This is a genomic window from Pseudoalteromonas sp. A757 (assembly GCF_004103285.1).
Classification (GTDB): domain Bacteria; phylum Pseudomonadota; class Gammaproteobacteria; order Enterobacterales; family Alteromonadaceae; genus Pseudoalteromonas; species Pseudoalteromonas galatheae.
Genome location: NZ_QNQN01000063.1, coordinates 154,322 through 179,152, shown reverse-complemented (window position 1 = coordinate 179,152; position 24,831 = coordinate 154,322). Strand labels below are relative to the sequence as shown.

The following is a 24,831-nucleotide window of genomic DNA, read 5'->3' as shown; positions in this document are numbered from 1 at the left end:
ATAACCGCTTACTGCGAAACACTGCAAAAACGACGACGGACAAACCTAACAAACTGCGAGCGCTTGCTGGCTTAGCAGAACTCACATCCTCAATTCTAGAATTTCTTACTCCTGTATTTACAGCGCGTTGTCGTGCGCGATAATCCAATTTTAGTTTAGCGATCCGCTTATCCGCCAAAGGTCACCCTATCTAAAAACACTTTTGTCCCTACTCTTTAAGTGTTTCCGTACTTTTTAATCTCACTTTGCCAGCATAGATACAAACAATGATGGGTGTCATCAATGATTCACTATTCAAATCCCAAGCATTACTAGACGAGGCTGCATTGACTGCTTGTCTCGCTTACGTAGACTTAAACCCCATTAGAGCCAAAATCGCAGCAACGCCTGAAACCTCAGACTACACCAGCATCAAAAAGCGAATTGACCATGCAAAATTAGGTAAACAGCCAAAAAGCCTACTACGCTTCGCTGGCAGCCCACGAAAACACATGCCAAAAGGACTGCCTTTCGAGCTCAAATTCTATATTGAGTTGGTTGAACTCACAGGCCAATGTATTCGCGCCGACAAGCGAGGCTATATCTTTGAGTCTCAGCCTATTCTAACTCGATTAAATATAGAGCCTGAGAACTGGATAAAACTCACTACGAAATTTTCTCGGGTATTCCATGGTGCTGTTGGTCGAGAGCGAACAATAACCGCTTACTGTGAAACACTGCAAAAACGACGACGGACAAACCTAACAAACTGCGAGCGCTTGCTGGCTTAGCAAAATTCACATTCTCAATTCTAGAATATCTTACTGCCGTATTTGCAGCGCTTAGTCGTGCGCGATAACTCAGTTTTAGTGTAGAGATACGCTTGAGCGCTAAAAATAACCTATCGATAAACGTTTTTGACCAAAATTATTGGAGTGTTTACATGCTTTTTTACTTCACTTCCCCAGCTTGAATATCAATAGTAATGGGTGTCGCTTATTTTCGTACTGCCAGAACAGGTACAAATAATAGTGGGTGTCATCAATGATTCTAGGTGTCATCAATGATTCTATCAATGATTCACTTTGTTAGGGCTCTATTTTAAAGGTAGCTAAAACCTGTTTGAAACCACCATTAACTTTTCCAAGGTCTTCTTTAGCCACCTGATTAGTCAAATATGCAACTTTTTCATGCGAAGGAAAAGAGTAAGACTCTGACACATGAGGTACATCAATATTAACAACCGAGATATTAAATTCATATTTCAATCCATGAAACTCAGTTCCATTTATAGATGTCTTAACTTCTTTTATTTCATTATCACTATCTAGCTCCAATATACTGGGGGTTTCTTTAATGAGAGCTTCAACATCCAGCTCAACGAACTCTTTAAGTTCGAATGACTGCTCTGTAGGATATACTTCAATTTTAATGATTGCGTCTCCAGGAGACTCAACAAAAACAAACCTAACATCTTCGCTCACAAAGTCTTCAGTGACCTCCCAATTTGCAGGGTAAGAAAATGAAAGCCCATCTTTTTCGTATTTTAATTGGTTGTTCATATCAGCAGGTTTTTCTGAACATGCTGATATAAAAAATAATAAAACTAGTATATTTAGATACTTCATAGTTGATTGAAACTTCTAGAGCCCTAACACTTTAGCATTTATGCGACACGCAGTTTGTATTGCATAATCGCTTATTGGACTGAGCCGCTACCCGCTCGATGTGACAGAGTTGGTATTGTTTATGCTATGGGAATTTGCTTTTTAGAGACATTAGCCAAATCATTTGGTTTGAACAGCTAATCTATTATTAATTAAGCTTTCCCTGCATCGCTCAGCGCTTGTTATATATTCATTACACCTAAATTTGGCTTAATAAGCAATTATATTTTTTACGCATTCAGAGGCCGCTAGCCTGAGCAATTAGATAGGTTAACTAATTGATTTTAATCAGCTATCGAGCTGCTAACTCGTTCGCTCTACTTTGGCCGTTGTTGCATCTAACTTGAATACGCCAATTAGCCGCAAGGTACCTGCCTTACAATGCTGACAAGGCCAATACGGTATCAGTGTCACGCTTTCTGTCTTTGGCCGCTTTGCTCTGTATGTGCATGACGCCTGCGACCTTATCAGCGCTAACTTTCGCTTGCGACATGCACTGGCTAAAAAACCATAATGCCGAATATGCATAAACCCCTTCGGTAGTAAATGCTGCAAATAACACCGTAAGAATTCTTAATCATAAAATGATGACACGCATAATTGTAGTTTTCTGCAATCATTAAAGCAGGACACTAACTATGAAAAAATCACGTTTTACCGAATCCGAGATCATTGAGGTGTTAATATAGGCTGTTTAACCTAATTTTATACTTGATACCAATCAACATATCTGTGCATCTATCCTGATATGCTATTACTAATTACTCACTGATGTGCAAATCACCCCGCTTCAAGGAAAAGGAATGAAAACCACCTACTCCATTAGTTATTTTTTACAAAAGAAAATGCTATGGCTACAAATTGTTGTGGCTTTGGTACTGGGTATTACCGTGGGTATTTTACTCTCCCCCAAAGGGGTCGGGCTGGTTAGTGCTGAGCTATCACTACAAATAGCACAATGGGTTGCACTACCCGGCAATCTATTTTTAGCTTTGATCCAGATGGTTGTGATCCCTCTGGTACTTTCATCTATCATTCTTGGCATTGCAGGTAACAAGGACACCGCATTTTTGAAGCAAGTTGGACTTAGGATCTTCCCCTATTTCGTCATGACCACCTTTATTGCTGTTATCATTGGTTTGGTCGTTGCTTCCTACGTTGAGCCTGGGAAATACGTGGATAGTCAGCTGCTTGATAACCTCAATAGCCAACATACCACAACTGTTACAGCTACAGTTGAATTAAAAAGCATTCCTGAGCGCATGGTGGCAATTATTCCATCAAATATTACTCAATCTACTCTAGATAAAGATATGTTTGCTATTGTGATGTATGCCATTTTTATTGGTATTGCTATCACCACACTTAGTCAAAAGCAAAAATCCCTGCTTCTAGAGCTCACCACAACAGCACAAACGCTATCTTTACAGATTGTTAATTGGGCTATGCTGCTGGCTCCGTTTGCGGTATTTGGATTACTTTGTGACATTACTATTCGAATTGGTGTTGATGCCCTGCTAGGTGTCTCAGCTTACGTTGCGACTTTGTTGCTAGGGTTATTACTGCTTATGTTTGTCTACCTGTTTTTAGCCAGCAGCGCTGGAAAGATCAGTCCTTGGCGCTTTTTATCGGCAATTAAAAGCGCACAATTATTAGCCTTTTCAACCTCTAGCTCAGCTGCAGTAATGCCCCTCTCAATGCGCACAGCTGAGCAGTCGCTATCCGTAAAAAAACCCATTGTCCAGTTTATTATTCCTCTAGGTGCCACTATCAACATGGACGGCACAGCGCTATATCAAGTGGTTGCAGCACTATTTTTAACTCAAGTTTTTGGCATTACCCTCACCGATAGTCAAATCATGTTACTGATACTCACCACTGTTGGTGCATCCATTGGCTCCCCAAGTACCCCTGGTGTCGGTATTGTAATTTTGGCTTCAGTGTTAACTAGTTTTGGGATCCCCGCTGCAGGTATTGCGCTTATCTTAGGTGTAGATAGGATATTAGATATGTGTCGAACCGTGCTTAATGTTACTGGAGACCTAACTGCATGTGTTGTAATGGAGCGTCTGATAAAACTCGATAAACCAGTTCAATGACAATATGAGAGCTTCGCTGTTGGCCTTGCCAGTAAACTTGATTGTAATTGTAGTAAGTAAATGAGCCAGATACTATTGATGAAGGTTTTATCGAATCTAGCAGCAATATGGCAAACTACGTACCACGTAACTCAATGTTTTGTTCGTCGATGTATTTCTGCGCTGATAGATGATAACCAGCTACCACCCACCAGCGCAGGAGTAAAAATTACGCGGAGTACTTTGATAGGTTCAGTTTAGACAATGCTTTGATGCTAAAACGCTCAACAGCATTGCCCAGTTGCAAACCAAACTTCTCAGCAACGCCTTTTTTAGTCTTATAAGCCACCTTATAAAGTTGGTGACTTTCATTTAGGGACATGAGTAAATCGTCACTGGTTGAGATTTCATCGACTAGTTTAAGCTCTAAGGCTTGTGTACCAAACCAATGTTCTCCAGTCGCTACTTTCTCAATATCAAGCTCGGTGCGATTATCAGAGACAAAGTGTTTGAACAGACCATGCGTTTCTTCAATCTCCTCCTTAAACTTTTCTCTTCCTTTATCCGTATTCTCACCAAACAGGGTGAGTGTACGCTTATACTCACCAGCGGTTACCATTTCAAAATCAACGTTATTCTTTTTTAATAAACGATTAAAGTTGGGGATCTGCGCAATTACGCCGATTGAACCAATAATTGCAAATGGTGCTGCAATAATCTTATCTGCGACACAGGCCATCATATATCCGCCACTTGCAGCAACCTTGTCCACACAGACCGTCAGTGGAATACCCGCTTGCTTGATGCGCGAAAGTTGCGATGCACCAAGTCCATAACCGTGTACGACACCACCGCCACTTTCAACTGAGACAATGACTTGATCCGTGGCCTTGTCAGCGATCATAAGAATGGCATTTATCTCTTCGCGTAGATCTGAGACTTCATGAGCATCCATACTGCCGTTGAATTCGATATAGAATACATTCTTGGTGTCTTCCTTGTTTTTACCTTTGCTTTTTTGCTCCTTAGACTGTGCTTTATTTCGTGCCTTTAACGCCTTTTTATCTAAGGTTTGTTCTAAAAACTGTTCTTTGGACTGCGCCAGACTGTCGCTTAAATCGGTAACTTCAATTTCGCCCTTTTTCGATTTTGGTTTTGAGCTTGCTCCCACCATCAAAATAATGACTACTGCGATACCAAAGATAATGGTTACTGTCTTGGCTAGAAATAACCCATATTCAAAAAAAAATGCCAAGTCGTTCTCCTCATTTAGCTCATAAAGGGGACCATTTTTTCAATATAAAATGGACATAAAAAAGGCCGCTAGCTGCGGCCTTTTATAGTCTCGAAAAATGTCTTAGTTTGCAACAACATCTGGGTTAGATACTTGTAAAACCAAGCCCTTTGACTTCAAGAAGCTTGCAACTTGTGTTTGCATTTCAATTGACGCCGCTGCGTGTCCTGCTGCTGTGCCACCGGCTTTTTCATCAAAGCCTGTCGTTAAGATTGAACTGTGATGGCCCTGAGAGAACTTCACCACATAACTTCCAGGTGTTCCGTCTTGACTCATTTGCGTTTCACTTGCTGGCATTAAGCCCATGAAACCAGCAAGTGGTAAGCTACCTGACAAGAAGCTACGCTCTGTTGTTGGAGGAATAACCAGGTCAGCTGCATTGCCACCAACACCACCCGTAACAACACTCATATATACTGGCGTTTGTAGCACTTTCACGGAAGCTGCATAGTTTAGTGGATCTGCACTATCTAATGCGGTTTGTGCTGCAAAACCGAATTGCGTCACCGTACCATCAATCAGTGCTAATGTCGCGGTGTCTCCAGCCGCTTCTAAATTCGCTCTAAACGTTCCATATGCACAAGAAACATATTTGCTTTGATCCGCAGCAAACGTACCACAGTCAGCAACTGCGCCTTCTTGCAGATAGGCATTAAACGCTTGCGATGCGAGATTACCTGCAGAACTCAACACGGAGCCTTGTACAAACGGACCAAATGATTTTGACTCAATCAAGAAGTTAGCAATGCCCGAACCACCACTTGCAAGTGCTGCTGACTCAACTTTAAAGAAGCCATCAATTGCTGGATTTAATGGCGCATTGGTTTGAGCGAGGAAGCTTGGGCCTACAACTGAACCAAGTGAGTGACCTAGGTAACTAACTTGCTGGGTATTGAAGTTAACTTGGCCACCAGATGCTTGATTAATAAAGTTTAAGCCTAAACGTAACCCCATTAAATCTGCAGCTGATTGCTTTAAGTTATCACGCGCAACTAACAACGATGTTAGATTCATGTAAGAAAGTACACTACCCGTCGACGCATTAAACTCGTCGTTGCCATCACCGTCAATATCAATGCCGCGCTCGCCGTGCATCGGGTGGTCGATTGCTACCGTCGCAAAGCCTGCTTGCGTAAGAGACAAGGTTAAGCCAAGCATATCTTCTTTCTTGCTGGTGATCCCATGTTGGAGAATAACCACTGGCCATCCGCTTTCTGGACGCGCCGCATCGTTAGCAGGAAATGTAATTTGCACAGGCACATTAGCAAGCCATTGCTGCTTAGGAATTGGGTTATATTGGGTAATAAAACGCTGTTTATCCACGCCAATACTTCTAAATTTCGGCACACCTTCAGGCACAGGGAAGCTCTCACAAAGCTTATCATCTCCTTCTGTTACTTGGGGTAATTGGCCACCTTGTGCAACATACCCACCCAGTGTAACTGGGCTGTCGCATAACGCTTGCCAGTAGGTATCTGCTAATGCTTCAATGCCACCTGTTTTTGGCTTCGCTAAATACTGAGGAAGTTGAATAACACCACGCATTAATTTAATTTGTTGGAAAGCAGGCAATAAAGCCGCTGGCACTTTACCTTCCAGTGCGTCAGCAACCGTCATCGGTGCCTGACCAGGAACTGCGATTACTGGTGGAGCGTTCTTTGCGAGTGATTGTGCAAGTAAAGCTTTAGTCGCAGCTAAACCAGCACCAGCTGATTGTGTAGTCATAGCTGCAGTGTAAATAATTTCGGTACCATCTACCCCAGCTTTGGTAACCGCTTCCTCATAACTTTGTATTACTGCTTGCAAGGATTTTTGCGCATCGGTCACCAGTGGTGCGTTTTGACGCAATAAGCTATACGTCGATGATGGGTCAACACTTTGTCCGCTGGAGTCCTTCAAAGTGCGGGTTAAAACAGTAATATAAGTCGTACTTGGTTTAAGCGGCTTGACAGGAACCACTACAATGCCATTTCCAGCTCCATTCGTCATCGCTACGAAATCGCCTTGGGGACCAAACTCCAATTCAGCAACAAATTTACATGCTATCCCTGACGGTAGCTGCGCACACTGTTCGTCAGTTTGTAATGGTCCACCCATTTCAACTTCAAAAATTCGTACGGCGCCGGGAGTCATGACGCTTTGCGCATCTAATGTCAACCCATTCGGTGTCGTCATGTCGATAACATAGGGCATTTGTGTTGACCAACCATCTAAGGCACCAACCACAATACTTGGGTTTGCATAGCTTGCACGTGTCACCAGAGGATTACCTTCACCATCCTTCATTCCTAACATTTCGTCAGGTAAGTTTAGAGTTCCGTCTTGAGTGCCGGATAAAAGGATATCGTTTGGAACTGAGATCACACCGCCTGATGGATCAAATTTAACAGAAATCGTTGGAGAAACGGGTGTAGTATCATTTTTTACATCTTCTAACGTTTCACCGCCTCCACAGCCAGCAAGAGCTGCTGATACTGCGAGTGAGAGTAGCATTTTTTTCATTTTATAGGCTCCGACATAATCTTATTATTATTGTGATAATTCTCGTTAAATCTATGTAATTGCATTTTTAATAAGACATTAGACCAGTTAAACTTAACTCAAACTTTGTTATTTCGCCAGCCATATTTACAATAAATTCGCTAACTTGCTACTGCATTGTGATAAAATGACCCAAACATCTTAATTGGAGTCCAGAATGCAGACTTATCAAGCTCCTGAAAACGCACTTGCGAATAAAACGATATTAGTAACAGGTGCTGGCGACGGCATCGGCCGTGTTGCGGCGATTAATTACGCCAAATATGGTGCAACGGTTATTTTATTGGGCAAAACCACCAGTAAACTAGAAGCCGTTTATGATGAAATTGTTAACGCCGGTTACCCACAGCCTGCAATTGTACCTTTAGATTTACGTGGTGCAACCAAACAACACTTCCGAGACTTGGCTGCCACTATCGAGCAGCAATTTGGTAAGCTTGACGGCTTGCTAAATAATGCGTCTATTTTAGGCTCTTTAGGTCCAATGGAACACTTTTGCGTTTCAACCTTCGAAAACATAATGAAGGTAAACGTAACAGCCCAAGCGGTGATCACTAAATCATTATTCCCAGTAATGAGAAAAGCACCTAACGCTTCTATCGTCTTTACTTCATCGGGTGTAGGACGTAAAGGTCGTGAGTTTTGGGGAGCGTATGCAATTTCTAAATTCGCAACCGAAGGTATGATGCAAACTTGGGCCGAAGAAGTGGGTAAAACCAATATTCGCATCAACTGCATTAATCCAGGTGCGACAAGAACAAGTATGCGTGCATCAGCATTCCCAGGTGAAGATAAAGATAAACTAAAAACACCTGAAGAATTAATGCCAACATACCTGTACTTGATGTCTGATGACTCAATCGGGGTTAATGGCCAATCTTTAGATGCCCAAACCTACTAACTAGTATTTTAAAGGCTGCAAATCCACAATTGCAGCCTTCTATATTACCTAAGTTTATCTCTCGGCAAGGTTTCAAACGCCAGCACTTGCTCTAATTTTTCATCCCACTTCGCTTTACTCGCGATAAATAGATGTGCAGTTGGCGTAAGACTCGGCGCATCATCTAAGCTACCAGCTGGTACCACTAAACCAACAGGCTGCTGGTTTGGTAATGCAGAGCCACAACGAGCACAAAAGGCTTTAACGTGCTTAGTATTCGGTAAAGTAAAGCGGGTTATTAACTTTTCGCCCGCAAGCCAAGTTAGCACTGCATTTTGAAAAAATAGATTCGCAGCATGTGCGGAACCAGTGTCTTTTTGACAATACTCACAATGACATAGATAAAAGCCCTGCGCGTTGCCCTCTACAAGATATTTAACCTGACCACACAGACAACTACCAGCAAACGTCTCTTTCATTTGAATTTCCTTATCAAATACAAAAACACCAGCTAGGCTGGTGTGGTGTTTTAGAAAAGCTTAAATTACTTTCTTCTCGGGGTTTTGACCCTTTGATTATGCTTTTTCACTGCTTTGCGGATCTTATTAATTTTCGCGCGCTTGTCTTTACGCTTTTCTGGCATGACCGACAACTTAGTTTGCTGCTCGGCTCTCATACTCACCGATTTGCGTAAGTAGTTAACATCTTCTAATTTTAATTCTTCCCATCCACCTTGTGGCAAACGCTTGTTAAGCTCTAATTTACCATAACGGATACGGATCAAGCGCGACACTTCAACACCTTGTGACTGCCAAAGACGCCTGACTTCACGATTACGCCCTTCCGTCAGTGTTACGTTGAACCACTTATTCAGACCTTCACCACCAAGTGGCTTAATCTTAAGGAATTTTGCGGGACCGTCTTCTAGCTCAACGCCTTTGGTTAATGTACGCAACGTTTGGTTTGTTACTTCACCAAATACCCGAGCAGAATATTCACGTTCGACTTCGTATTTTGGATGCATCAAGCGATTAGCTAGCTCACCATCATTGGTAAAAAGCAATAGGCCTGATGTATTGATATCTAATCGCCCAATTGCTATCCAACGGTCACCATCTAACTTAGGTAGCCTATCGAATACAGTGCGACGACCTTGAGGGTCGCGACGAGTACATAGCTCACCTTCAGGCTTATGGTACATAAGTACGCGACAGATGCGCTCTTCTTGCTGTTCTATTTTAACAATATGTCCATCTACACGGATCACCGAAGTCTCTTCCACTCGGTCTCCTAGCTTGGCAACTTTTCCATCTACACTTACGCGGTTAGACTCAATATACTTTTCCATTTCGCGTCTTGAGCCAACGCCAGCTCTTGCCAATACTTTTTGTAGTTTTTCACTCATTCAGATGGTTCTCTCACAGAAGGATCGTTTAATAACTGTTCTATTTTCTCATTATGTTGATCAGGTAACCGAGGTAATTCCCCAAGACCAGATAATGAGAAGTAATCTAAAAATTGTTTTGTCGTTGCATACAATGCTGGTTTGCCCGGTACCTCTTTATAACCCACCACTTTTATCCACTCGCGATCTATCAAGCTTTTGATAATATTAGAACTCACGGTGACCCCGCGCACTTGCTCTATTTCGCCTCGAGTGATTGGTTGTCGGTAAGCAATCAATGCCAAAGTCTCAAGTGTAGCACGTGAGTATTTTGGTGCTTTTTCCTGCCACAGTTTACTTAGCCAAGGGCTCAAGCTCGGGCAAGCTTGAAACCGGTATCCGGTACCAACTTCAACCAGCCTTACGCCGCGAGTTTGATAATGATTTACCAGTGTTTCCAGTGCCTGATCAATACGCGGTGATGACACACTGATATCTTCCAGCACGGTTTCTTTTAAGCGCTTTTTAGATAACGGCTTATCAGAAACGAAAATTGCTGCTTCAACCAATTCAACCAGTTGTTCATCGCTAACGCGTCTTTTCATATTTTATGCTTGAAGATAAAAATGCGGAGTATAGCAGAGGCTGCAGCCATCCCCTAGCCTTTTAAATGCAGGTAAATCGACGCTGCCGTTGCTGACTGAATATAGTCAACCAATTGCTCCTTAATGAGTTCGAGCATGGCAATAAAAGTAACCACCACACCACTGCGCCCTTCGTCCAAGGTAAAAAATCGCGCAAATTCTACCGGCTTATTCTGTTCTCGTAGCAATTGCAATATAAAGCTCATACGCTCTCGGGTTGAAAGTACTTCAGCGGATATATGATGGTGCTCAAAGGTCTTGGCTCGGGCCATCACTTCCGACAGCGCCAAAAGTAATTCCCTCAGTTCAATGTCTGGGAATTCTGGCTCAGAGTCGGTACTACTGTCTACCAATGCATGAGCGACAAAGATATCACGCTCAACACGAGGGATCTCATCTAAGTTTTCAGCGGCTTGCTTAAATTGCTCGTATTCCTGCAAGCGTCTCACCAGCTCAGCTCTGGGATCTTCCTCTTCCTCTAACTCTTCGTGTTTTGGTAGTAGCATTCTTGATTTTATTTGTGCCAGCAAAGCTGCCATCACCAAGTATTCACCCGCAAGTTCGAGCTGCATGTCCTTCATCATTTCAACGTACTGAACATACTGCTGAGTAATACTAAAAATCGGTAATTCTAGAATATCTAATTTATGTCTTTTAATAAGATAAAGCAGTAAGTCCAACGGGCCTTCAAAGGTCTCTAAGATAACTTCTAGGGCTTCGGGGGGAATATAAAGATCTTCCGGCTTTTCAATTACCGCTTCACCGTGTAAAAAAGCTAGCGGTAATTTCTGTTGGAGTGCTTCTGTCATCTCAACATGCGTTATTCAAAAGGCGACGTATCACCACAGCCACGACGCAAAATTTCAATGGTATCTTCAGACATATCAATAACGGTGGTTGCTTGCTCGATTAAATAGCCACCATGAATGATCAAGTCTACGTGCTTCTCAAGACGCATGCGGATATCATCGGGGTCAGACTCAGTAAACTGCTCTCCTGGCAAAATCAAAGAGCATGACATCAAAGGTTCACCTAGTGCTTCCAACAATGCGCAGGTAATTGGGTTATCAGTAACACGGATCCCGATGGTTTTTTTCTTCTCATTGAGCAAACGGCGAGGAACTTCTTTCGTCCCTTTAAAGATAAACGTGTACGGGCCGGGCGTATTATTTTTAATCATCCTAAACATTTGATTATCGACACGAGCATAGGTCGAAAGCTCCGACAGATCGCGGCATAAAAGAGTGAAGTTATGGTGTTTTTCGATGCCGCGGATCCGCTCTATCCGCTCCTTAGCTTGCTTATTACCGAGGTTGCAACCAATGGCATAGCCGGAGTCGGTTGGAAACACCACCACCCCACCTTGCTCAATAATATCAGCCGCTTGGCGAATTAAACGCGTTTGCGGATTATCTGGGTGAATATGAAAAAATTGACTCATAAGCTTATTCCTCTTTGCCTCCCCAATGACGCCAAACTCCTTGACAATCTTTAGGTAAATACAAGTTACGACCAAGGTCGACCCAAGGCATTGGGAAGTGGAAATCTGACCCTTGGCTTGCTAACAATTCAAACTCTTGACTTAGTCGCCCCAAAAATTGGCGCTCAGTAGGCGCTTGCTGCGGCTGTGCAACTTCCATTGCAGCTCCCCCAACCGCTTTAAATTCAGCAATTAACTTTCTTAGCCACTTATTCGACATCTTATACCGAGCAGGATGCGCCAACACACTTACTCCACCCGCGGCATGAATAGCAGCAACCGCTGTGTGTATATCGCACCATTGACTTGGCACATACCCAGTCTTGCCACGTGCTAAAAATTTATTGAAAACGCTTTGTACATTTTTAGCCACACCTCGCTCAACCAGCACTTGAGCAAAATGCGCTCTGGTGATCTGCGCAGTTTGGGCAAGTGCAAGGGCATCTTCGTAGACATGCTCATAGCCCTTTTTGGCTAATCGCTCGCCGATCTCTTTTGCTCTGGCTTCTCGCTTTTGCTGCTGTTCGTGCAGCAACCTTGTTAATGCTTCATGCTCGGGATCAAAATTTAATCCAACGATATGGATCTCAAAGCTTTCCCACTTTGTGGAAATTTCAACGCCATTAATAAGTTCTAACGTGAGATTATTTTGGCTAATGTAGTCACGGGCAGGCTGGATCGCATCTATCGTGTCATGATCGGTAATTGCAAGAATATCAACGCCTTTTTCCGTTGCTCGCTCAAGCAATTCATCAACAGCTAAGCGGCCATCGGAAAAAGTAGTATGGCTGTGGAGGTCATATTTAATCAAAATGTATTAACTATCTCTATGAATTATCAACGTTTTGATTATATCACAAGTTAACTGATACGACCTTAGGTTATTTTCTGATATTTGCCCTTGACACTTGTAGCAAGAATAGGGTTTACTGTAGCTAATTTAGATTAAACAACGAAATATTCACAAATGAACAAACAAATTCAAAAAAACATTTGGTGGTGGCACTCGAACTAAGCGGGTGTGTTTCGTTATATCTACGATTTATCAACCCGCGCAATGTCGCGGGTTTTTTTATACTTTTTAGAGGCTTTTATGAACAACAATATCACAGTAAACACAATTTGGTGGTGGTGGACGCCCTAGCGGGACGGTATTGTTGTGTCTGAACAATAACCCCCGCAGAGCTCAGCTTTCGGGGGTTTTTTATTTTCTAAACAGAATATCTAGAAATTAAGAGGAATGAGGTTTGATTTTTAGTCATATAACGACCACACCAGGTGAGGTCACCAGTATAAGACAAAGGCGCGATTATATTGCCAGCCCACTGTCTTTATACGCAGGTTTAAACAAAACAAACTCGTTACTGCTCGAATCAGCAGAAATAGAGTCTAAAGACAATGTGAAAAGTATCGTGCTTGTGGATAGTGCGATTCGATTCGAATGTAATGGCGCCCAAGTCATTGCCAAAGCCTTGTCTAACAATGGTGCTCAGTTGCTACCGTACCTTGCGCAAAAGGTCACAAATTGTGACGTGATCCTCAATGATAATACTTTGACGCTCACGTACAACGCATTGGAAAGTAACATTGATGAGCATACAAAACTAAAAGCGGATAACGCCTTTAGTGCGCTCAGAACCTGTATCAATGAAATTAAACGTAACTCAGATACGCCGTTTTCCGTCTTTTTAGGTGGAGTATTCGCCTATGATATGGTGGCAAACTTTGAGCAACTTCCTGAAGTACCAGATGGAGACAACGACTGTCCTGACTATGTTTTCTATCTGGCTGAAACCTTAGTTGTGATCGATCATCAAGCACGAGCTACTGAGCTCATTGGTAATGTTTTCAATGGCCCTGAGGTTCACGCCAATTGTTTTGAAGTAGGCAAACAACTAGAAGAGCTAAACAGTCAATGTGACCAAATCACTGAATTTCAGTTTGAGCCACAAAGTGGCGGCGCAGACGTCAAAGTCAATGTGAGTGACGACGAATATTGTCAACACGTTGAAAAGTTGAAAACCAACATTATCAACGGTGACATTTTCCAAGTCGTTCCCTCTCGCACTTTTTCACTTCCTTGCCACAACTCACTCGCCGCCTATAAACAGCTTAAACTACAAAACCCCAGTCCTTACATGTTTTATATGAAGGATGAGCGCTTTGTGTTATTTGGCGCATCTCCAGAGTCGGCACTCAAATATTGTGAACAGAGTAACCAAGTTGAGGTCTATCCCATCGCGGGGACGAGACCACGAGGTAAGTTTGCTGATGGCAGTATCAATCCAGATTTAGATAGCCGCATTGAACTTGAGCTGCGCAACGATCAAAAAGAGCGTGCTGAGCACCTTATGTTGGTTGACCTTGCCCGTAACGATGTCGCACGGATCAGTATTGCAGGTACTCGACACGCAAAAGAATTATTGAAAGTGGACCGCTACTCACAAGTCATGCATTTAGTATCGCGCGTCGTAGGCCAATTAAAGCCGGATTTAGATGCCCTCCACGCTTATCAGGCTTGTATGAATATGGGCACTCTCGTCGGCGCACCAAAAGTTAAAGCCGCAGAACTTGTTCGCCATACAGAAAAGCAGCGTCGTGGTAGTTACGGCGGCGCGGTGGGTTATTTAATGGGTAATGGCGCGATGGACAGCTGCATCGTCATTCGCTCCGCGTTTGTAAAAGATAACGTTGCTTACGTGCAAGCGGGTGCAGGTGTCGTGTTTGATTCAAATCCACAAAGTGAAGCAAATGAAACCAAAGCTAAAGCCATGGCAGTGATTAAAGCAGTACAGTCCACGTATGAAGGAGCAAACCATGACTAAGGTATACTTTTTAGATAATTTTGATTCTTTCAGTTATAACCTTGTGGATGAGCTTAGCCTGCTAGGACTCGACTTGGTCGTTTATCGTAACAATATCTCTGCCGAAACCATTTTCAATAAAATGTGTGCAGAGGTTGATCCTGTGATCTTAGTTTTATCACCCGGACCTGGCGCGCCATCGGAAGCAGGCTGTTTGCTCGCGTTAATTGAGCTATGTAAAGGTAAATTCCCCATGCTTGGAATTTGCCTCGGTCAACAAGCCCTAACCCAAAGTTATGGTGGTGAAGTTGGCAAAGCGGGTGAGACGGTACATGGCAAATCTTCTATCATTGAAGCGGATGAGCATCCGGTATTTGCCGGACTTGGGACGCAATTCCCTGTTGCGCGTTATCACTCTCTAATGGCAACAAGCGTACCACCAGCACTGCAAGTGATCGCGAGATATCAGGCCATTCCGATGGCTATCTATCACAGTGAACACAAAGTGATTGGCTATCAATTTCACCCAGAATCAATATTGACCCCCAATGGCGCTCAGCTATTACAACAAAGTATCGCGTACCTTAGCGCTTAGGAGATCACGATGGAAAAGTTACAACCTCTATTACAGCAACAAGATTTATCGTTCGACGCCGCCAAATCCTTGTTTAGCGATATTATGGCTGGACAACTGAGTGACATCGAACTTACCGCAGCGCTGCTTGCGCTAAAGTTTAAAGGTGAAACAGCGGCGGAAATAGCCGGAGCAGCTCAGGCTATGCGTGATCATGCCACCGCATTTGACAAGCAAGATCTACTCGCAGCAGACAGCTGTGGTACGGGTGGCGATGGCACAAATACCATCAACGTGAGTACCACCGCCGCCATTGTTGCCGCAGCATGTGGCATTAATATGGTCAAACACGGTAATCGCAGCGTAAGCAGTAAATCAGGTTCCGCGGATTTACTAAAAGCACTTGGGATCAACATTGATATGACTCCCGCACTTGCAGAAAAGTGCTTAGCAGAGACCGGCTTTACCTTTTTGTTTGCACCGCATTACCACGCAGGTGTAAAACATGCTATGCCAGTTCGCACACAACTAAAAACGCGCACGATATTTAATATTCTGGGGCCATTGGCAAACCCAGCCAAGCCAGAAGTACAATTACTCGGCGTTTACGACCCTGCCCTTGTTTTACCCATGGCAGAAACGCTAAACCGCTTAGGTACGAAACGAGCGATGGTAGTTCACGGTAGTGGCACAGATGAAATTGCTCTACACGGCGAAACGCTAGTCGCAGAAGTAAAGCATGGTGAAGTGACGCAATACACCGTTACCCCAAACGATTTTGGACTAGAAAACTATTCACTTGAATCTATTGCTGGTGATACGCCAGAATATAACGCGAAAGCGAGCCTTGCGATTTTAAATGGTGAAGGCGAAGCTGCACACAATGCAGCTATCATTGCAAACGTTGCAGCTTTGCTAGTATTAACCGATAAGGCGTCAAATTTTAAAACCGCAAGCCAACAAGTACGCGAAGTGCTTGCAAGCAAGAAAGCCATGACAACCTTGGCTAACATTGTAGAGGTGAGTAATGGCTAATGTATTAGAAAAAATTGTTGCCGATAAAGTCGAAGAATTAAAAGCGCGTAAGGCGCAGCGTCCGTTAAGTGACTTTATCGACGAAGTAACCCCCACCACGCTTAACTTCACCGCTGCGTTGGCGCAAGCTGGGACACAATTTATTTTAGAGTGCAAAAAGGCGTCACCTTCAAAAGGCCTTATTCGCTCACATTTTGATTTGACTGAAATTACCAGTGTTTATCGTAAGTACGCGACATGTATTAGCGTGCTAACCGACGAAAAATACTTTCAAGGCAGTTATGAATACCTTGCCACGGTGAGAAAGCTGGTTGTTCAGCCTCTGATCTGTAAAGACTTCTTTATTGATGAATACCAAGTTTACCTCGCCCGCTTACACGGTGGCGATGCCATTCTTTTGATGTTGTCTGTATTAAATGACGAAGAATATGTGGCACTAGCGAACGTGGCCAAATCTCTTAATATGTCGATTTTAACGGAAGTAAGCAACGAAGAAGAAGTGACACGAGCGCTTGCGTTAGATGCTGAGCTTATCGGTATTAACAATCGTGATCTCAGAGATTTATCAACGGATTTAGCAACTACAGAGAAACTAAGAAAGTTAATCCCCGAAGACAAAGTAGTGATTTCAGAGTCTGGTATTTACACACACCGTGATGTGAAACGCTTGTCACCAATTTGTGATGGCTTTTTGGTTGGTAGCTCATTGATGGCAGAGCAAGATTTAGAACTTGCTTGCAGACGCTTGATTTTGGGCGAAAACAAAGTGTGTGGTCTTACTCGAAGCCAAGATGCGCAAGCCGCTTATGAAGCGGGCGCGGTGTACGGTGGCCTTATCTTTTATCCAAAGTCTCCTCGCTATGTCGACATTGATTGTGCGAAGGCCGTCGCTGATAGTGCGCCGCTCAAGTACGTTGGTGTGTTCGTTAACGCACCGCTTGAGCAAGTTACAGAGTATGCGCAAATTTTAAAGCTTAGTGCAGTGCAATTACATGGCAACGAAGATGAGCTGTACATCGATACGCTACGTAAACAACTACCTGTTACGTGTCAAATTTGGAAAGCACAGGGTGTGGACACAGCACTGCCAAGCCCCTTCGCTGGCGTAGACAAGCAATTGTACGATACCAAAACCGACACCGCATTTGGTGGCACGGGGCAAGTGTTTGATTGGCAGCTATTAAATCGTAGTTCAAGCAATTATATGTTGGCTGGCGGCCTAAACCCCGACAACATTCACGGTGCCGTCAATATAGGTGCCGATGGTTTTGACCTAAATTCAGGCGTTGAGCAATCGCCTGGTAAAAAATGCGCTCAAAAAATCGCTAACGCGTTTACACAAATTCGAAAATATTGAGGTGGACATGAGTAATTCAGCTTATTTTGGTGACTTCGGAGGCATGTTTGTGCCCGAGTTACTCGTACCTGCATTAAAGCAGTTAGAACAGGAATTTTATAAGTCACAAAAAGACCCAGAATTTCAACAGGAGTTTTATCAACTTTTGAATGAATTTGCAGGTCGCCCGACCCCGCTGACTAAGACACGCAACTTAGTTAAAAACCCTAAGGTCAAACTATACTTAAAGCGTGAAGATTTACTTCACGGTGGTGCACATAAGACCAACCAAGTGTTAGGTCAAGCGCTCTTAACTAAACGTATGGGTAAAAAAGAAGTCATTGCTGAAACCGGTGCTGGACAACATGGTGTTGCAACCGCCCTAGCCTGCTCCTTACTCGGCTTGAAGTGCCGGGTATACATGGGAGCTAAAGATGTTGAGCGTCAGCAACCAAACGTATTTAGAATGCGTTTGATGGGTGCCGAAGTTATCCCAGTTACTGCGGGCTCGGGCACATTAAAAGACGCGGTAAATGAAGCATTAAGAGACTGGTCTGCAAACTACAAAACGGCACATTATTTACTCGGAACGGCTGCAGGTCCTCACCCCTTCCCGACGATTGTCCGTGAGTTCCAAAAAATGATTGGCGAAGAGGCGAAACAGCAAGTACTAAAAGCGGAAGGTCGTTTGCCTGATGCGGTTATCGCTTGTGTGGGCGGCGGCTCAAATGCTATTGGTATGTTCGCAGACTTTATTGACGAAAAAGACGTGAAATTAATTGGTGTGGAACCGGCAGGTAAAGGCTTGGATACTGATGAGCACGGCGCGGCACTATGTAAAGGTACTAAGGGTATTTTACACGGCGCCTATACCTACATCATGCAGAACCAAGATGGCCAAATTGAAGAATCTTATTCTGTGTCAGCGGGCCTCGACTACCCAGCAGTTGGTCCTCAACACGCATTTTTACATGAAACAGGCAGAGCACAATACGTCGGTATTAGTGATACAGAAGCCTTAGCTGCTTTCCAAGCGCTAGCTAAACACGAAGGTATTATTCCAGCCTTAGAATCGAGCCATGCTCTGGCATACGCACTAAAATATGCAGAAGCGCAAACCGAAGAAACGGTGATTGTTGTTAACTTAAGTGGTCGCGGAGACAAAGACTTAGCTCACGTCCACCAGGTACTATCTGAGCGAGGTGAACTATGAGACGTTATGACGCGATGTTCGCGCACTTAAATGAAAAAAACCAAGGTGCATTTGTTCCTTTCGTGACGATTGGCGATCCCGATAAAACACTCAGTATTGAGATCATCAAAAGCCTGATTGACGGTGGTGCTGATGCATTGGAGCTAGGTATTCCATTTTCCGATCCCATCGCCGATGGCCCTGTTATCCAAGCAGCCAATATCCGTGCTCTAGAGCAAAATGTTAATACGCAAGACTGTCTTGAGATCATCGCTGAAATTCGTCGTTACAATAGTGATATTCCAATTGGTTTGTTGCTTTACTCAAACTTGATTTTTGCTCGTGGTATTGAGCGGTTTTATCAAGATGCCAAAACTGCGGGTGTGGATTCTATCTTAGTTGCTGATGTGCCACTGCACGAAGCCAAACCGTTTAGGCTCACTGCAATGGCAAATGACATCGCGCCTATTTTCATTGCCACACCGAATGCCTGCGATGATACGTTACGAGAATGCGCCACCCGTGGCCGTGGCTATACTTATTTACTTTCACGTGCAGGCGTGACTGGTACAGAAACGACAGCACAAATGCCGGCAACAGAGATGATCACCAAACTTATCGAATATCATGCTGCGCCGCCACTGTTAGGATTTGGTATTTCTGAGCCGGAGCATGTAAAGCATGCAATTAAATCAGGTGCAGCAGGTGCAATTAGTGGCTCTGCGGTGGTGAAAATCATCGAAAAACACTTGGATGACCCTAGCACCATGTGCTTTGAGCTAAAAACCTTTGTTGAGCGAATGAAAGCTGCAACACAAAAGTAAACGCTAGCAAAAAAGGGAGTATAGTGTCGATATACTCCCTTTGGTTACATGAGATCCTTTAAAGCACCAGTTAAACCAACTACAACCCTCTCACTCTTTTAGCTTGAGCAGCCTTGGAATACGTCATTAGGACGCTCATTAAGTCTCGAGTTAGATACTCAGATAAGCCATTTTTCTTTGCGGTTTCAAGAGCCCGCTCCAATACAAGGTGCTCACGCTGAAGGTCCTCAACTGGCAGGTGAAAAATGGCCTTCAAGTCACCGACTTCTGACACTTTACTAAATCGCTCTGCAATCAGGCGAATTAATTGCTCATCGATTTGATTAATGCCACTGCGAAGCTCTGCAAGTGCACTGGAATAATCACCATCATAACTATGCTTCATAGGGAGCTTAGTTCCACTTTCATATGAAATTGCCATGTTAATTTCCTTCTGAAGTCATATCGCTTACTTTGCCAACTAACTCTGGCGCGATTTCAGCCATGCAATACTCAGCTACTGCAGCAATGGTCCATGCAGGCGTGCAAGCGCCTGTACTGCCTGGGATCAATGAACCATCAATGACATATAGTCCTTCAACCACATCACCGTTCGCGCTTTTAACTCTTCCATAATTATCACACGCTTTACCAATTACACAGCCCCCTAGCGGGTGTGGTGTCATACCATAGGCAACATCAAAATGTTCGTTTTCGGCTGAAGCGTTACTTGTTAATGTACGTTTAGTGTTAGTGCTGCAGCGCAGCGGTCCCTGGTACCCTTTGAACTGAGCAAGCTTGCGATCGAGTTGTGCTTTGTCACTACCCTCACTATTTACTTCTTTCCAAGCGGTAAGTGCATTAATAGCGGTATTGATCGAATCTCCCATTCCGCCTTCATATTTACCATTCATTTCTATAGTTTGAGGATAAGAGAGCTGATAAGAGCCGTCACTTTGCTTAACAAACTGACCAGGGGCAGTGTCTTGGCAAACTCCCATCATCAAAGTATTTTGAATAGAGACGCTTTCTTCATACCAAACGGGATACACAACCATCTTACTAAATGGAGACCCACTGTTATCATCTAGATATTGCTTTGGATCCTTACCAAAACGGAAATCACATTCAGCAGAGCCAGGACCACCATTGGCAGGGCGTACTGGCTCATTACAAAGCTGTGTCGCAAATAAGTCGCCATTTTGACCCCAGAATTTACCTACATAAGGGCTTAAACTAGGCAAGCCGGTAACGTTTAGATCGGTACAATTCGGTGAATTTGATGATTCGAGTAATAGCCTAGCGGTATGCATGGAACCCGCAGCCATAATTACATTGTCAGCCTCATATATTATTTGCTGACCGGCATTGACGTTAGTCTCATCAATTTTATTTACGATAACTCGATACACCGCCTTCTTATCTTTTGTCGGTGGTATTAAATTAATACTGATCACTTCGCTGAGACATTGAATATCAAGCTGTTCTGTTGCCTTTGCTTCTGCTAGGTAATTTCTATCTAAACTATTTTTTATGCCAAAGAGTGTTCTCTCTTCACCCTCTTCCACTTCTGAATAACTGTTCATGCCATACCACATTTCACCGATTGTCGCAGAAGGTAGCATGTTGCAAGATATCTCATTTCCTACCACTGACCAGTCAAGCGCTAAGGTACTAAACTTTTGCTCAATTGCCGTGATACCGTATTGTTCTGAAAATTTACATGGATCCGTTTTTAATGCTGACTGTAGTTTTTGCGCTTGGGATAAGAATACTCGTGTAGAAAGATAATCAGGTGATGCCGCTACTGATATCTGCGCTCGATTATGGTGTTCGGCAAGTTCAACAATCTCTTTTTTAGTAATAGAGTCACTGATCTCACAGCTTTTAACATTAAGGAACTGTAAAGTAGTATCCGTATTTTTACAATTATCCACCATAGTGGTCGGTTGCATGATCTTTTCGACTGTATTGTAGTGATCTACCAGCTGACAATAGTCTAACAGCCTAGTGTCGTGATGTTCAGGATCTCTAAAAGCCAAGTTAAAAGCATCTGCCGATGGCTTTTGGAAAATGGTGTTATATACCTGTGATGTCCCCCCAAGACCTGCGCCCACCCAAACCGTCATGTTTTCCGCTTCTATAGTCTCGACTAACCCCGGATATTTAGTGATCGGTCGCTTAGCAAATACACCATCATTAAAGTTTAACGGTTTGTCATTTAGACTCGGATCTCCAACAGGCGTTCCAAAAGGCTCCTCCATTGCCATCCAAGCAGAGCGCTCATCAGGCTGACGATAATTACAAAATGGTGGGGTTGGTGTTTGCACCGTCTTAGGTTGATCCTCGCGAGTTAAATTCCCCCACCAGTCTTTACCGCGCTCTAACAGCAGTACCGGTTTATCTTTCGTCGAGGTTTGTTTAAACTGCTCGCATAACCTCAATGCAGCAACACTTCCGCCAAAACCTGAACCGACAATGATGGTATTAAACTTGGTTTGTTTTTTTGCTAATTCTGAATTATTCATCATATTTTCCTTTTCATATCTAGGCGACATGGCCGCCAACTGAGTTTGAATGACAACAAAACTGCATGGTTTGTTTAATTGCTTGCCCTATAAATGGAATATCCTCTTGTTCACATACCACGGCGATGCGAACATATTGTTGAAGCGCCTCAACAGTCAAATCACTCACCGCCAAGTAATGTCCCGGCAAAACTTTTATAGCGAACTCTTGATACAAACGCTGACAGAATTTCTCGGCTGGACAACCAACATCAAGCCAAATATAAAACCCGCCCGCTGGCATCTGATAACAAGATAAATCACTAAACTGTTTTGAAAATTCGTCAAACTTACGACCGTAAACTTGTCGATTACTGAGGACATGTTGCTCGTCAGACCAAGCAGCTTGTGAACCTTTTAACTGAATAGACGAGAGTGAAACGCCATGATAATTTCGATACGATTGTAAGGACTTAATCAAGTGCGTATCGCCAGCAATAAAACCAGAACGTAACCCGGGTAATCCTGAGCGTTTAGACAGACTATGAATAGCAAGGCAATTTTCAAATTTGGAGTTGCCCATTTTTGCGCACGCTTCCAGTAACCCTGTCGGTGCAAATGGTTCACTATATATTTCGCTATAGCATTCATCTGCAACAAGTATGAATTGATACTCTTTTGCCAATTCAATTAATCGAGTCCACTGCAAAAGTGAAAGCACTTCTCCCGTCGGGTTGCTTGGCGAACAGACAAACATGAGATCTATTTCAGCCCAGCAGGCATAAACGTCTAACTCACTAGTAGTTAACTCGCTTAACTGTGTTTGCGAAATAGTCTGTACTTTTGCGCCAACATTCTCAGCACTCGCAAGATATATCGGATAGCCTGGATCTGGCATAGCCACTGTAATGGGTTGACCATGTTGTAGTTGATGGTTGAACAAAGCAATAGGAAGCATAAAGATCCCTTCTCTACTACCTGCCAATATCGTAATTTGGTCTTTGGCTGAAAAGCATTGGAGATCAAGTTTATATCGTCTACTCAGCCATCTAGCTATCGTCTCTTGTAGCTCGAATTGCAAAGCAGGTTTAGGGTACTGGGTCAGTGCTTCAAAACCATCGGGGATCTGTGATAAAACATCTTGCGCAAGGGGAACATTTGGCTCCCCAATGCTCAAATCAATGACATTCCCCTCTGTTTCAATGCCATTGAGTAGCATCCCAAGCCTTGCTTGCGGATATAAACGTTCGGAAAAATGCATCTGCGGTCTCCCTACATCACAATCGTTTTATGTGCACTAACAAGCTCAGCAATCTCGTGTTTCGCGTCCAAAATCAGAGGTTGTTGACTCAGTACGATGTCACACATTCTCTGTGCTACTCTTTCACACTCATGCTCAGTGAAGCCCAGTCTTGTGATTTCAGCAGTCCCCACCCGCATAAATCCGTCACAAAATATGCCATGCTCTTTGAGTTTGTCTCTGTGTTTTACGCCAGATGCTTTATCCAATAGAGGCAAGACTTGATGACAGTAGGTCGAATGGTTAAAGTTGGGGTTACATTCACCCCTCAATGTAAACCCTCTCTTTTTAAATATATCTGCGAAGGTGCGTGCATTCGCCACAACTTGAGCCGCATATTGTTGCCATGGCACCTCATCCAAAGTGAGTCCTAAGGCCGCAATCCTTGCTAGGTGAGGATTGCAGATCATAGTCGGTCCATTCAAGGGCGTGAAGTTAGAGACAATTTCTATCCGTCTATGTAACGGTTCAGAATTGGTGACAATCATTCCCCCTTGTGGACCTGGGAAAGTCTTATGTGTTGAGCCAAATAAAATATCAGCTCCTTCTTTAAGCGGATCTTGATATTGGCCACCTGCTATCAATCCTAAGCTGTGTGAGCCATCGTAAGCCACAATGCCACCATAGCTATGGACTATCTCACTAAGCTCTCGTACTGGCATCGGCACCATAAAAATGGATGCGCCCAACACAACGAGTTTAGGCTGTTCTTTTAGAAGTAATTCAATACATGCTGATTTATCAAGTTGCCACTGCGCATCATCAAATACCAAAGGTAATGAATGTCTGTGAAACACTTCATATTGGAAAGGGTATCCACCACCGGGAAAAAACGGTGGTACACGTGCCACCTTATCCCCAGGCTCCGTAAGTGCAAATATCACAGCCATGAGACTATTACTTCCTGAAGTTGGAGAAATATTTGCGTATTGTGCAGAAAAAACAGATTTGGTTTTTTCTATTGCGAGTTGCGTTATCTCTTGTGAGATATCCGTCCCAGCATAAAAAGGAGCCGCGTAACGTGATGCTAAATCATTTGACAATAATTTTGCGACCGGTTCAGACAAACGATTTTCACTTACAATCAAGTTGATAGCTTGGCGGCGGCATTGCTGATGAGCCTCAGCTAGTTCAATAATGGTATTCATCCTCATTCCCATTTTAGCCTATAGAATGAGTTACATGATAGTTACCATGTGCACCAAAAGTTAATTACAGGTAATTACAAGGTATTACACAAAGAGGCTTTTGTTGATAAAAATACAATTATTTAGTTTTGATACATTCGTCCCGAAGGTAAAAATTGACGATTACACAAAATGATGAGAACAAG

At 43.4% G+C, this 24,831-nt stretch carries 21 protein-coding genes and 2 pseudogenes; 9 read left to right on the top strand and 14 right to left on the bottom strand.

Annotated features, from left to right (window positions below; all coding sequences use genetic code 11):
* Positions 1–293: 293 nt before the first annotated feature.
* Positions 294–770 (top strand): annotated as a pseudogene (locus DRB05_RS07620) (transposase); the annotation flags it as partial.
* 297 nt (positions 771–1,067) lie between these two features.
* Here the strand turns inward: DRB05_RS07620 and DRB05_RS07615 are convergent.
* Positions 1,068–1,607, bottom strand: coding sequence for a hypothetical protein (locus tag DRB05_RS07615; RefSeq protein ID WP_128726401.1), 540 nt, complete (start codon positions 1,605–1,607; stop codon positions 1,068–1,070).
* 342 nt (positions 1,608–1,949) lie between these two features.
* A pseudogene (locus DRB05_RS07610) lies at positions 1,950–2,219 on the bottom strand (transposase); the annotation flags it as partial.
* Between the two features lie 230 nt (positions 2,220–2,449).
* Here DRB05_RS07610 and DRB05_RS07605 point away from each other — a divergent pair.
* Positions 2,450–3,745, top strand: coding sequence for a dicarboxylate/amino acid:cation symporter (locus DRB05_RS07605; RefSeq protein ID WP_128726400.1), 1,296 nt, complete (start codon positions 2,450–2,452; stop codon positions 3,743–3,745).
* A gap of 208 nt (positions 3,746–3,953) precedes the next feature.
* On the opposite strand, the gene sohB is transcribed toward DRB05_RS07605, so the two are convergent.
* Complete coding sequence (gene sohB, locus DRB05_RS07600; RefSeq protein WP_128726399.1) at positions 3,954–4,979, bottom strand: protease SohB; 1,026 nt, start codon at positions 4,977–4,979, stop codon at positions 3,954–3,956.
* Between the two features lie 102 nt (positions 4,980–5,081).
* On the bottom strand, positions 5,082–7,520 hold the full coding sequence (locus tag DRB05_RS07595) for a VolA/Pla-1 family phospholipase (RefSeq protein WP_128726398.1): 2,439 nt from the start codon (positions 7,518–7,520) through the stop codon (positions 5,082–5,084).
* A gap of 196 nt (positions 7,521–7,716) precedes the next feature.
* Here DRB05_RS07595 and DRB05_RS07590 point away from each other — a divergent pair, with 196 nt between their 5' ends.
* Positions 7,717–8,460 carry a YciK family oxidoreductase gene (locus DRB05_RS07590; RefSeq protein WP_010604961.1) on the top strand — a complete coding sequence of 248 codons (744 nt, stop codon included), beginning with the start codon at positions 7,717–7,719 and terminating at the stop codon, positions 8,458–8,460.
* A gap of 44 nt (positions 8,461–8,504) precedes the next feature.
* Here the strand turns inward: DRB05_RS07590 and DRB05_RS07585 are convergent, their stop codons facing one another.
* The 6 genes from DRB05_RS07585 to DRB05_RS07560 form a co-directional block, all read right to left on the bottom strand.
* Entirely contained in the window at positions 8,505–8,918 is a 414-nt protein-coding gene (locus tag DRB05_RS07585) for a GFA family protein (protein ID WP_128726397.1), read from the bottom strand.
* A 65-nt stretch (positions 8,919–8,983) separates the two neighbouring features.
* Positions 8,984–9,844: a 23S rRNA pseudouridine(2605) synthase RluB gene (gene rluB / locus DRB05_RS07580; RefSeq protein WP_128726396.1), complete on the bottom strand. Its 861-nt coding sequence runs from the start codon at positions 9,842–9,844 to the stop codon at positions 8,984–8,986.
* Positions 9,841–10,428, bottom strand: coding sequence for an SMC-Scp complex subunit ScpB (gene scpB / locus DRB05_RS07575; protein WP_128726395.1), 588 nt, complete (start codon positions 10,426–10,428; stop codon positions 9,841–9,843). The genes rluB and scpB overlap by 4 nt, the downstream gene beginning before the upstream one ends.
* A gap of 53 nt (positions 10,429–10,481) precedes the next feature.
* A complete protein-coding gene (locus DRB05_RS07570; RefSeq protein ID WP_128726394.1) occupies positions 10,482–11,276 on the bottom strand; it encodes a segregation/condensation protein A in 795 nt (264 codons plus the stop codon).
* Between the two features lie 11 nt (positions 11,277–11,287).
* The gene (locus DRB05_RS07565; RefSeq protein WP_010378577.1) at positions 11,288–11,908 is read right to left on the bottom strand and encodes an L-threonylcarbamoyladenylate synthase; all 621 of its coding nucleotides are present in this window, start codon (positions 11,906–11,908) and stop codon (positions 11,288–11,290) included.
* Between the two features lie 4 nt (positions 11,909–11,912).
* Positions 11,913–12,758 carry a PHP domain-containing protein gene (locus DRB05_RS07560; protein ID WP_128726393.1) on the bottom strand — a complete coding sequence of 282 codons (846 nt, stop codon included), beginning with the start codon at positions 12,756–12,758 and terminating at the stop codon, positions 11,913–11,915.
* Between the two features lie 436 nt (positions 12,759–13,194).
* Between DRB05_RS07560 and DRB05_RS07555 the strand changes: the two genes are divergently transcribed.
* The 6 genes from DRB05_RS07555 to trpA are packed head-to-tail and all read left to right on the top strand — an operon-like array spanning position 13,195 to position 19,712.
* Positions 13,195–14,772 carry an anthranilate synthase component 1 gene (locus DRB05_RS07555; RefSeq protein WP_128726392.1) on the top strand — a complete coding sequence of 526 codons (1,578 nt, stop codon included), beginning with the start codon at positions 13,195–13,197 and terminating at the stop codon, positions 14,770–14,772.
* On the top strand, positions 14,765–15,346 hold the full coding sequence (locus tag DRB05_RS07550) for an aminodeoxychorismate/anthranilate synthase component II (RefSeq protein ID WP_010378569.1): 582 nt from the start codon (positions 14,765–14,767) through the stop codon (positions 15,344–15,346). Before DRB05_RS07555 ends, DRB05_RS07550 begins: the two co-directional genes overlap by 8 nt.
* A 9-nt stretch (positions 15,347–15,355) precedes the next feature.
* On the top strand, positions 15,356–16,360 hold the full coding sequence (gene trpD / locus DRB05_RS07545) for an anthranilate phosphoribosyltransferase (RefSeq protein ID WP_128726391.1): 1,005 nt from the start codon (positions 15,356–15,358) through the stop codon (positions 16,358–16,360).
* Positions 16,353–17,717, top strand: a complete 1,365-nt coding sequence (gene trpCF / locus DRB05_RS07540) for a bifunctional indole-3-glycerol-phosphate synthase TrpC/phosphoribosylanthranilate isomerase TrpF (protein WP_128726390.1) — start codon at positions 16,353–16,355, stop codon at positions 17,715–17,717. The genes trpD and trpCF overlap by 8 nt, the downstream gene beginning before the upstream one ends.
* A gap of 7 nt (positions 17,718–17,724) precedes the next feature.
* Positions 17,725–18,909 carry a tryptophan synthase subunit beta gene (gene trpB / locus DRB05_RS07535; protein ID WP_128726389.1) on the top strand — a complete coding sequence of 395 codons (1,185 nt, stop codon included), beginning with the start codon at positions 17,725–17,727 and terminating at the stop codon, positions 18,907–18,909.
* Positions 18,906–19,712 (top strand): tryptophan synthase subunit alpha, encoded by an 807-nt coding sequence (trpA, locus tag DRB05_RS07530; protein ID WP_128726388.1) that lies wholly within the window; start codon positions 18,906–18,908, stop codon positions 19,710–19,712. Before trpB ends, trpA begins: the two co-directional genes overlap by 4 nt.
* Positions 19,713–19,791: 79 nt before the next feature.
* Here the strand turns inward: trpA and DRB05_RS07525 are convergent, their stop codons facing one another.
* From DRB05_RS07525 to DRB05_RS07510, 4 genes are read right to left on the bottom strand one after another with little or no spacing between them, the layout of a single operon-like run.
* Positions 19,792–20,133, bottom strand: a complete 342-nt coding sequence (locus tag DRB05_RS07525; protein ID WP_128726387.1) for a chorismate mutase — start codon at positions 20,131–20,133, stop codon at positions 19,792–19,794.
* A gap of 1 nt (position 20,134) precedes the next feature.
* Positions 20,135–22,219 carry a GMC oxidoreductase gene (locus tag DRB05_RS07520; protein WP_205125727.1) on the bottom strand — a complete coding sequence of 695 codons (2,085 nt, stop codon included), beginning with the start codon at positions 22,217–22,219 and terminating at the stop codon, positions 20,135–20,137.
* 19 nt (positions 22,220–22,238) lie between these two features.
* Positions 22,239–23,459: an aminotransferase class I/II-fold pyridoxal phosphate-dependent enzyme gene (locus DRB05_RS07515; RefSeq protein ID WP_128726386.1), complete on the bottom strand. Its 1,221-nt coding sequence runs from the start codon at positions 23,457–23,459 to the stop codon at positions 22,239–22,241.
* An 11-nt stretch (positions 23,460–23,470) separates the two neighbouring features.
* Entirely contained in the window at positions 23,471–24,646 is a 1,176-nt protein-coding gene (locus DRB05_RS07510; RefSeq protein ID WP_161568677.1) for a DegT/DnrJ/EryC1/StrS family aminotransferase, read from the bottom strand.
* Positions 24,647–24,831 lie beyond the last annotated feature (185 nt).

Bases quoted from the DNA above. Each gene is read 5' to 3' on its own strand.
- DRB05_RS07595 (WP_128726398.1), bottom strand. From the start codon at position 7,520: ATGAAAAAAATGCTACTCTCACTCGCAGTATCAGCAGCTCTTGCTGGC.
- trpB (WP_128726389.1), top strand. From the start codon at position 17,725: ATGAGTAATTCAGCTTATTTTGGTGACTTCGGAGGCATGTTTGTGCCC.
- trpD (WP_128726391.1), top strand. From the start codon at position 15,356: ATGGAAAAGTTACAACCTCTATTACAGCAACAAGATTTATCGTTCGAC.
- DRB05_RS07515 (WP_128726386.1), bottom strand. From the start codon at position 23,459: ATGCATTTTTCCGAACGTTTATATCCGCAAGCAAGGCTTGGGATGCTA.
- DRB05_RS07570 (WP_128726394.1), bottom strand. From the start codon at position 11,276: ATGACAGAAGCACTCCAACAGAAATTACCGCTAGCTTTTTTACACGGT.
- DRB05_RS07520 (WP_205125727.1), bottom strand. From the start codon at position 22,219: ATGAATAATTCAGAATTAGCAAAAAAACAAACCAAGTTTAATACCATC.
- DRB05_RS07510 (WP_161568677.1), bottom strand. From the start codon at position 24,646: ATGAATACCATTATTGAACTAGCTGAGGCTCATCAGCAATGCCGCCGC.
- DRB05_RS07590 (WP_010604961.1), top strand. From the start codon at position 7,717: ATGCAGACTTATCAAGCTCCTGAAAACGCACTTGCGAATAAAACGATA.
- DRB05_RS07565 (WP_010378577.1), bottom strand. From the start codon at position 11,908: ATGAGTCAATTTTTTCATATTCACCCAGATAATCCGCAAACGCGTTTA.
- rluB (WP_128726396.1), bottom strand. From the start codon at position 9,844: ATGAGTGAAAAACTACAAAAAGTATTGGCAAGAGCTGGCGTTGGCTCA.
- DRB05_RS07615 (WP_128726401.1), bottom strand. From the start codon at position 1,607: ATGAAGTATCTAAATATACTAGTTTTATTATTTTTTATATCAGCATGT.
- scpB (WP_128726395.1), bottom strand. From the start codon at position 10,428: ATGAAAAGACGCGTTAGCGATGAACAACTGGTTGAATTGGTTGAAGCA.
- DRB05_RS07585 (WP_128726397.1), bottom strand. From the start codon at position 8,918: ATGAAAGAGACGTTTGCTGGTAGTTGTCTGTGTGGTCAGGTTAAATAT.
- DRB05_RS07550 (WP_010378569.1), top strand. From the start codon at position 14,765: ATGACTAAGGTATACTTTTTAGATAATTTTGATTCTTTCAGTTATAAC.
- trpCF (WP_128726390.1), top strand. From the start codon at position 16,353: ATGGCTAATGTATTAGAAAAAATTGTTGCCGATAAAGTCGAAGAATTA.
- DRB05_RS07605 (WP_128726400.1), top strand. From the start codon at position 2,450: ATGAAAACCACCTACTCCATTAGTTATTTTTTACAAAAGAAAATGCTA.
- trpA (WP_128726388.1), top strand. From the start codon at position 18,906: ATGAGACGTTATGACGCGATGTTCGCGCACTTAAATGAAAAAAACCAA.
- DRB05_RS07525 (WP_128726387.1), bottom strand. From the start codon at position 20,133: ATGGCAATTTCATATGAAAGTGGAACTAAGCTCCCTATGAAGCATAGT.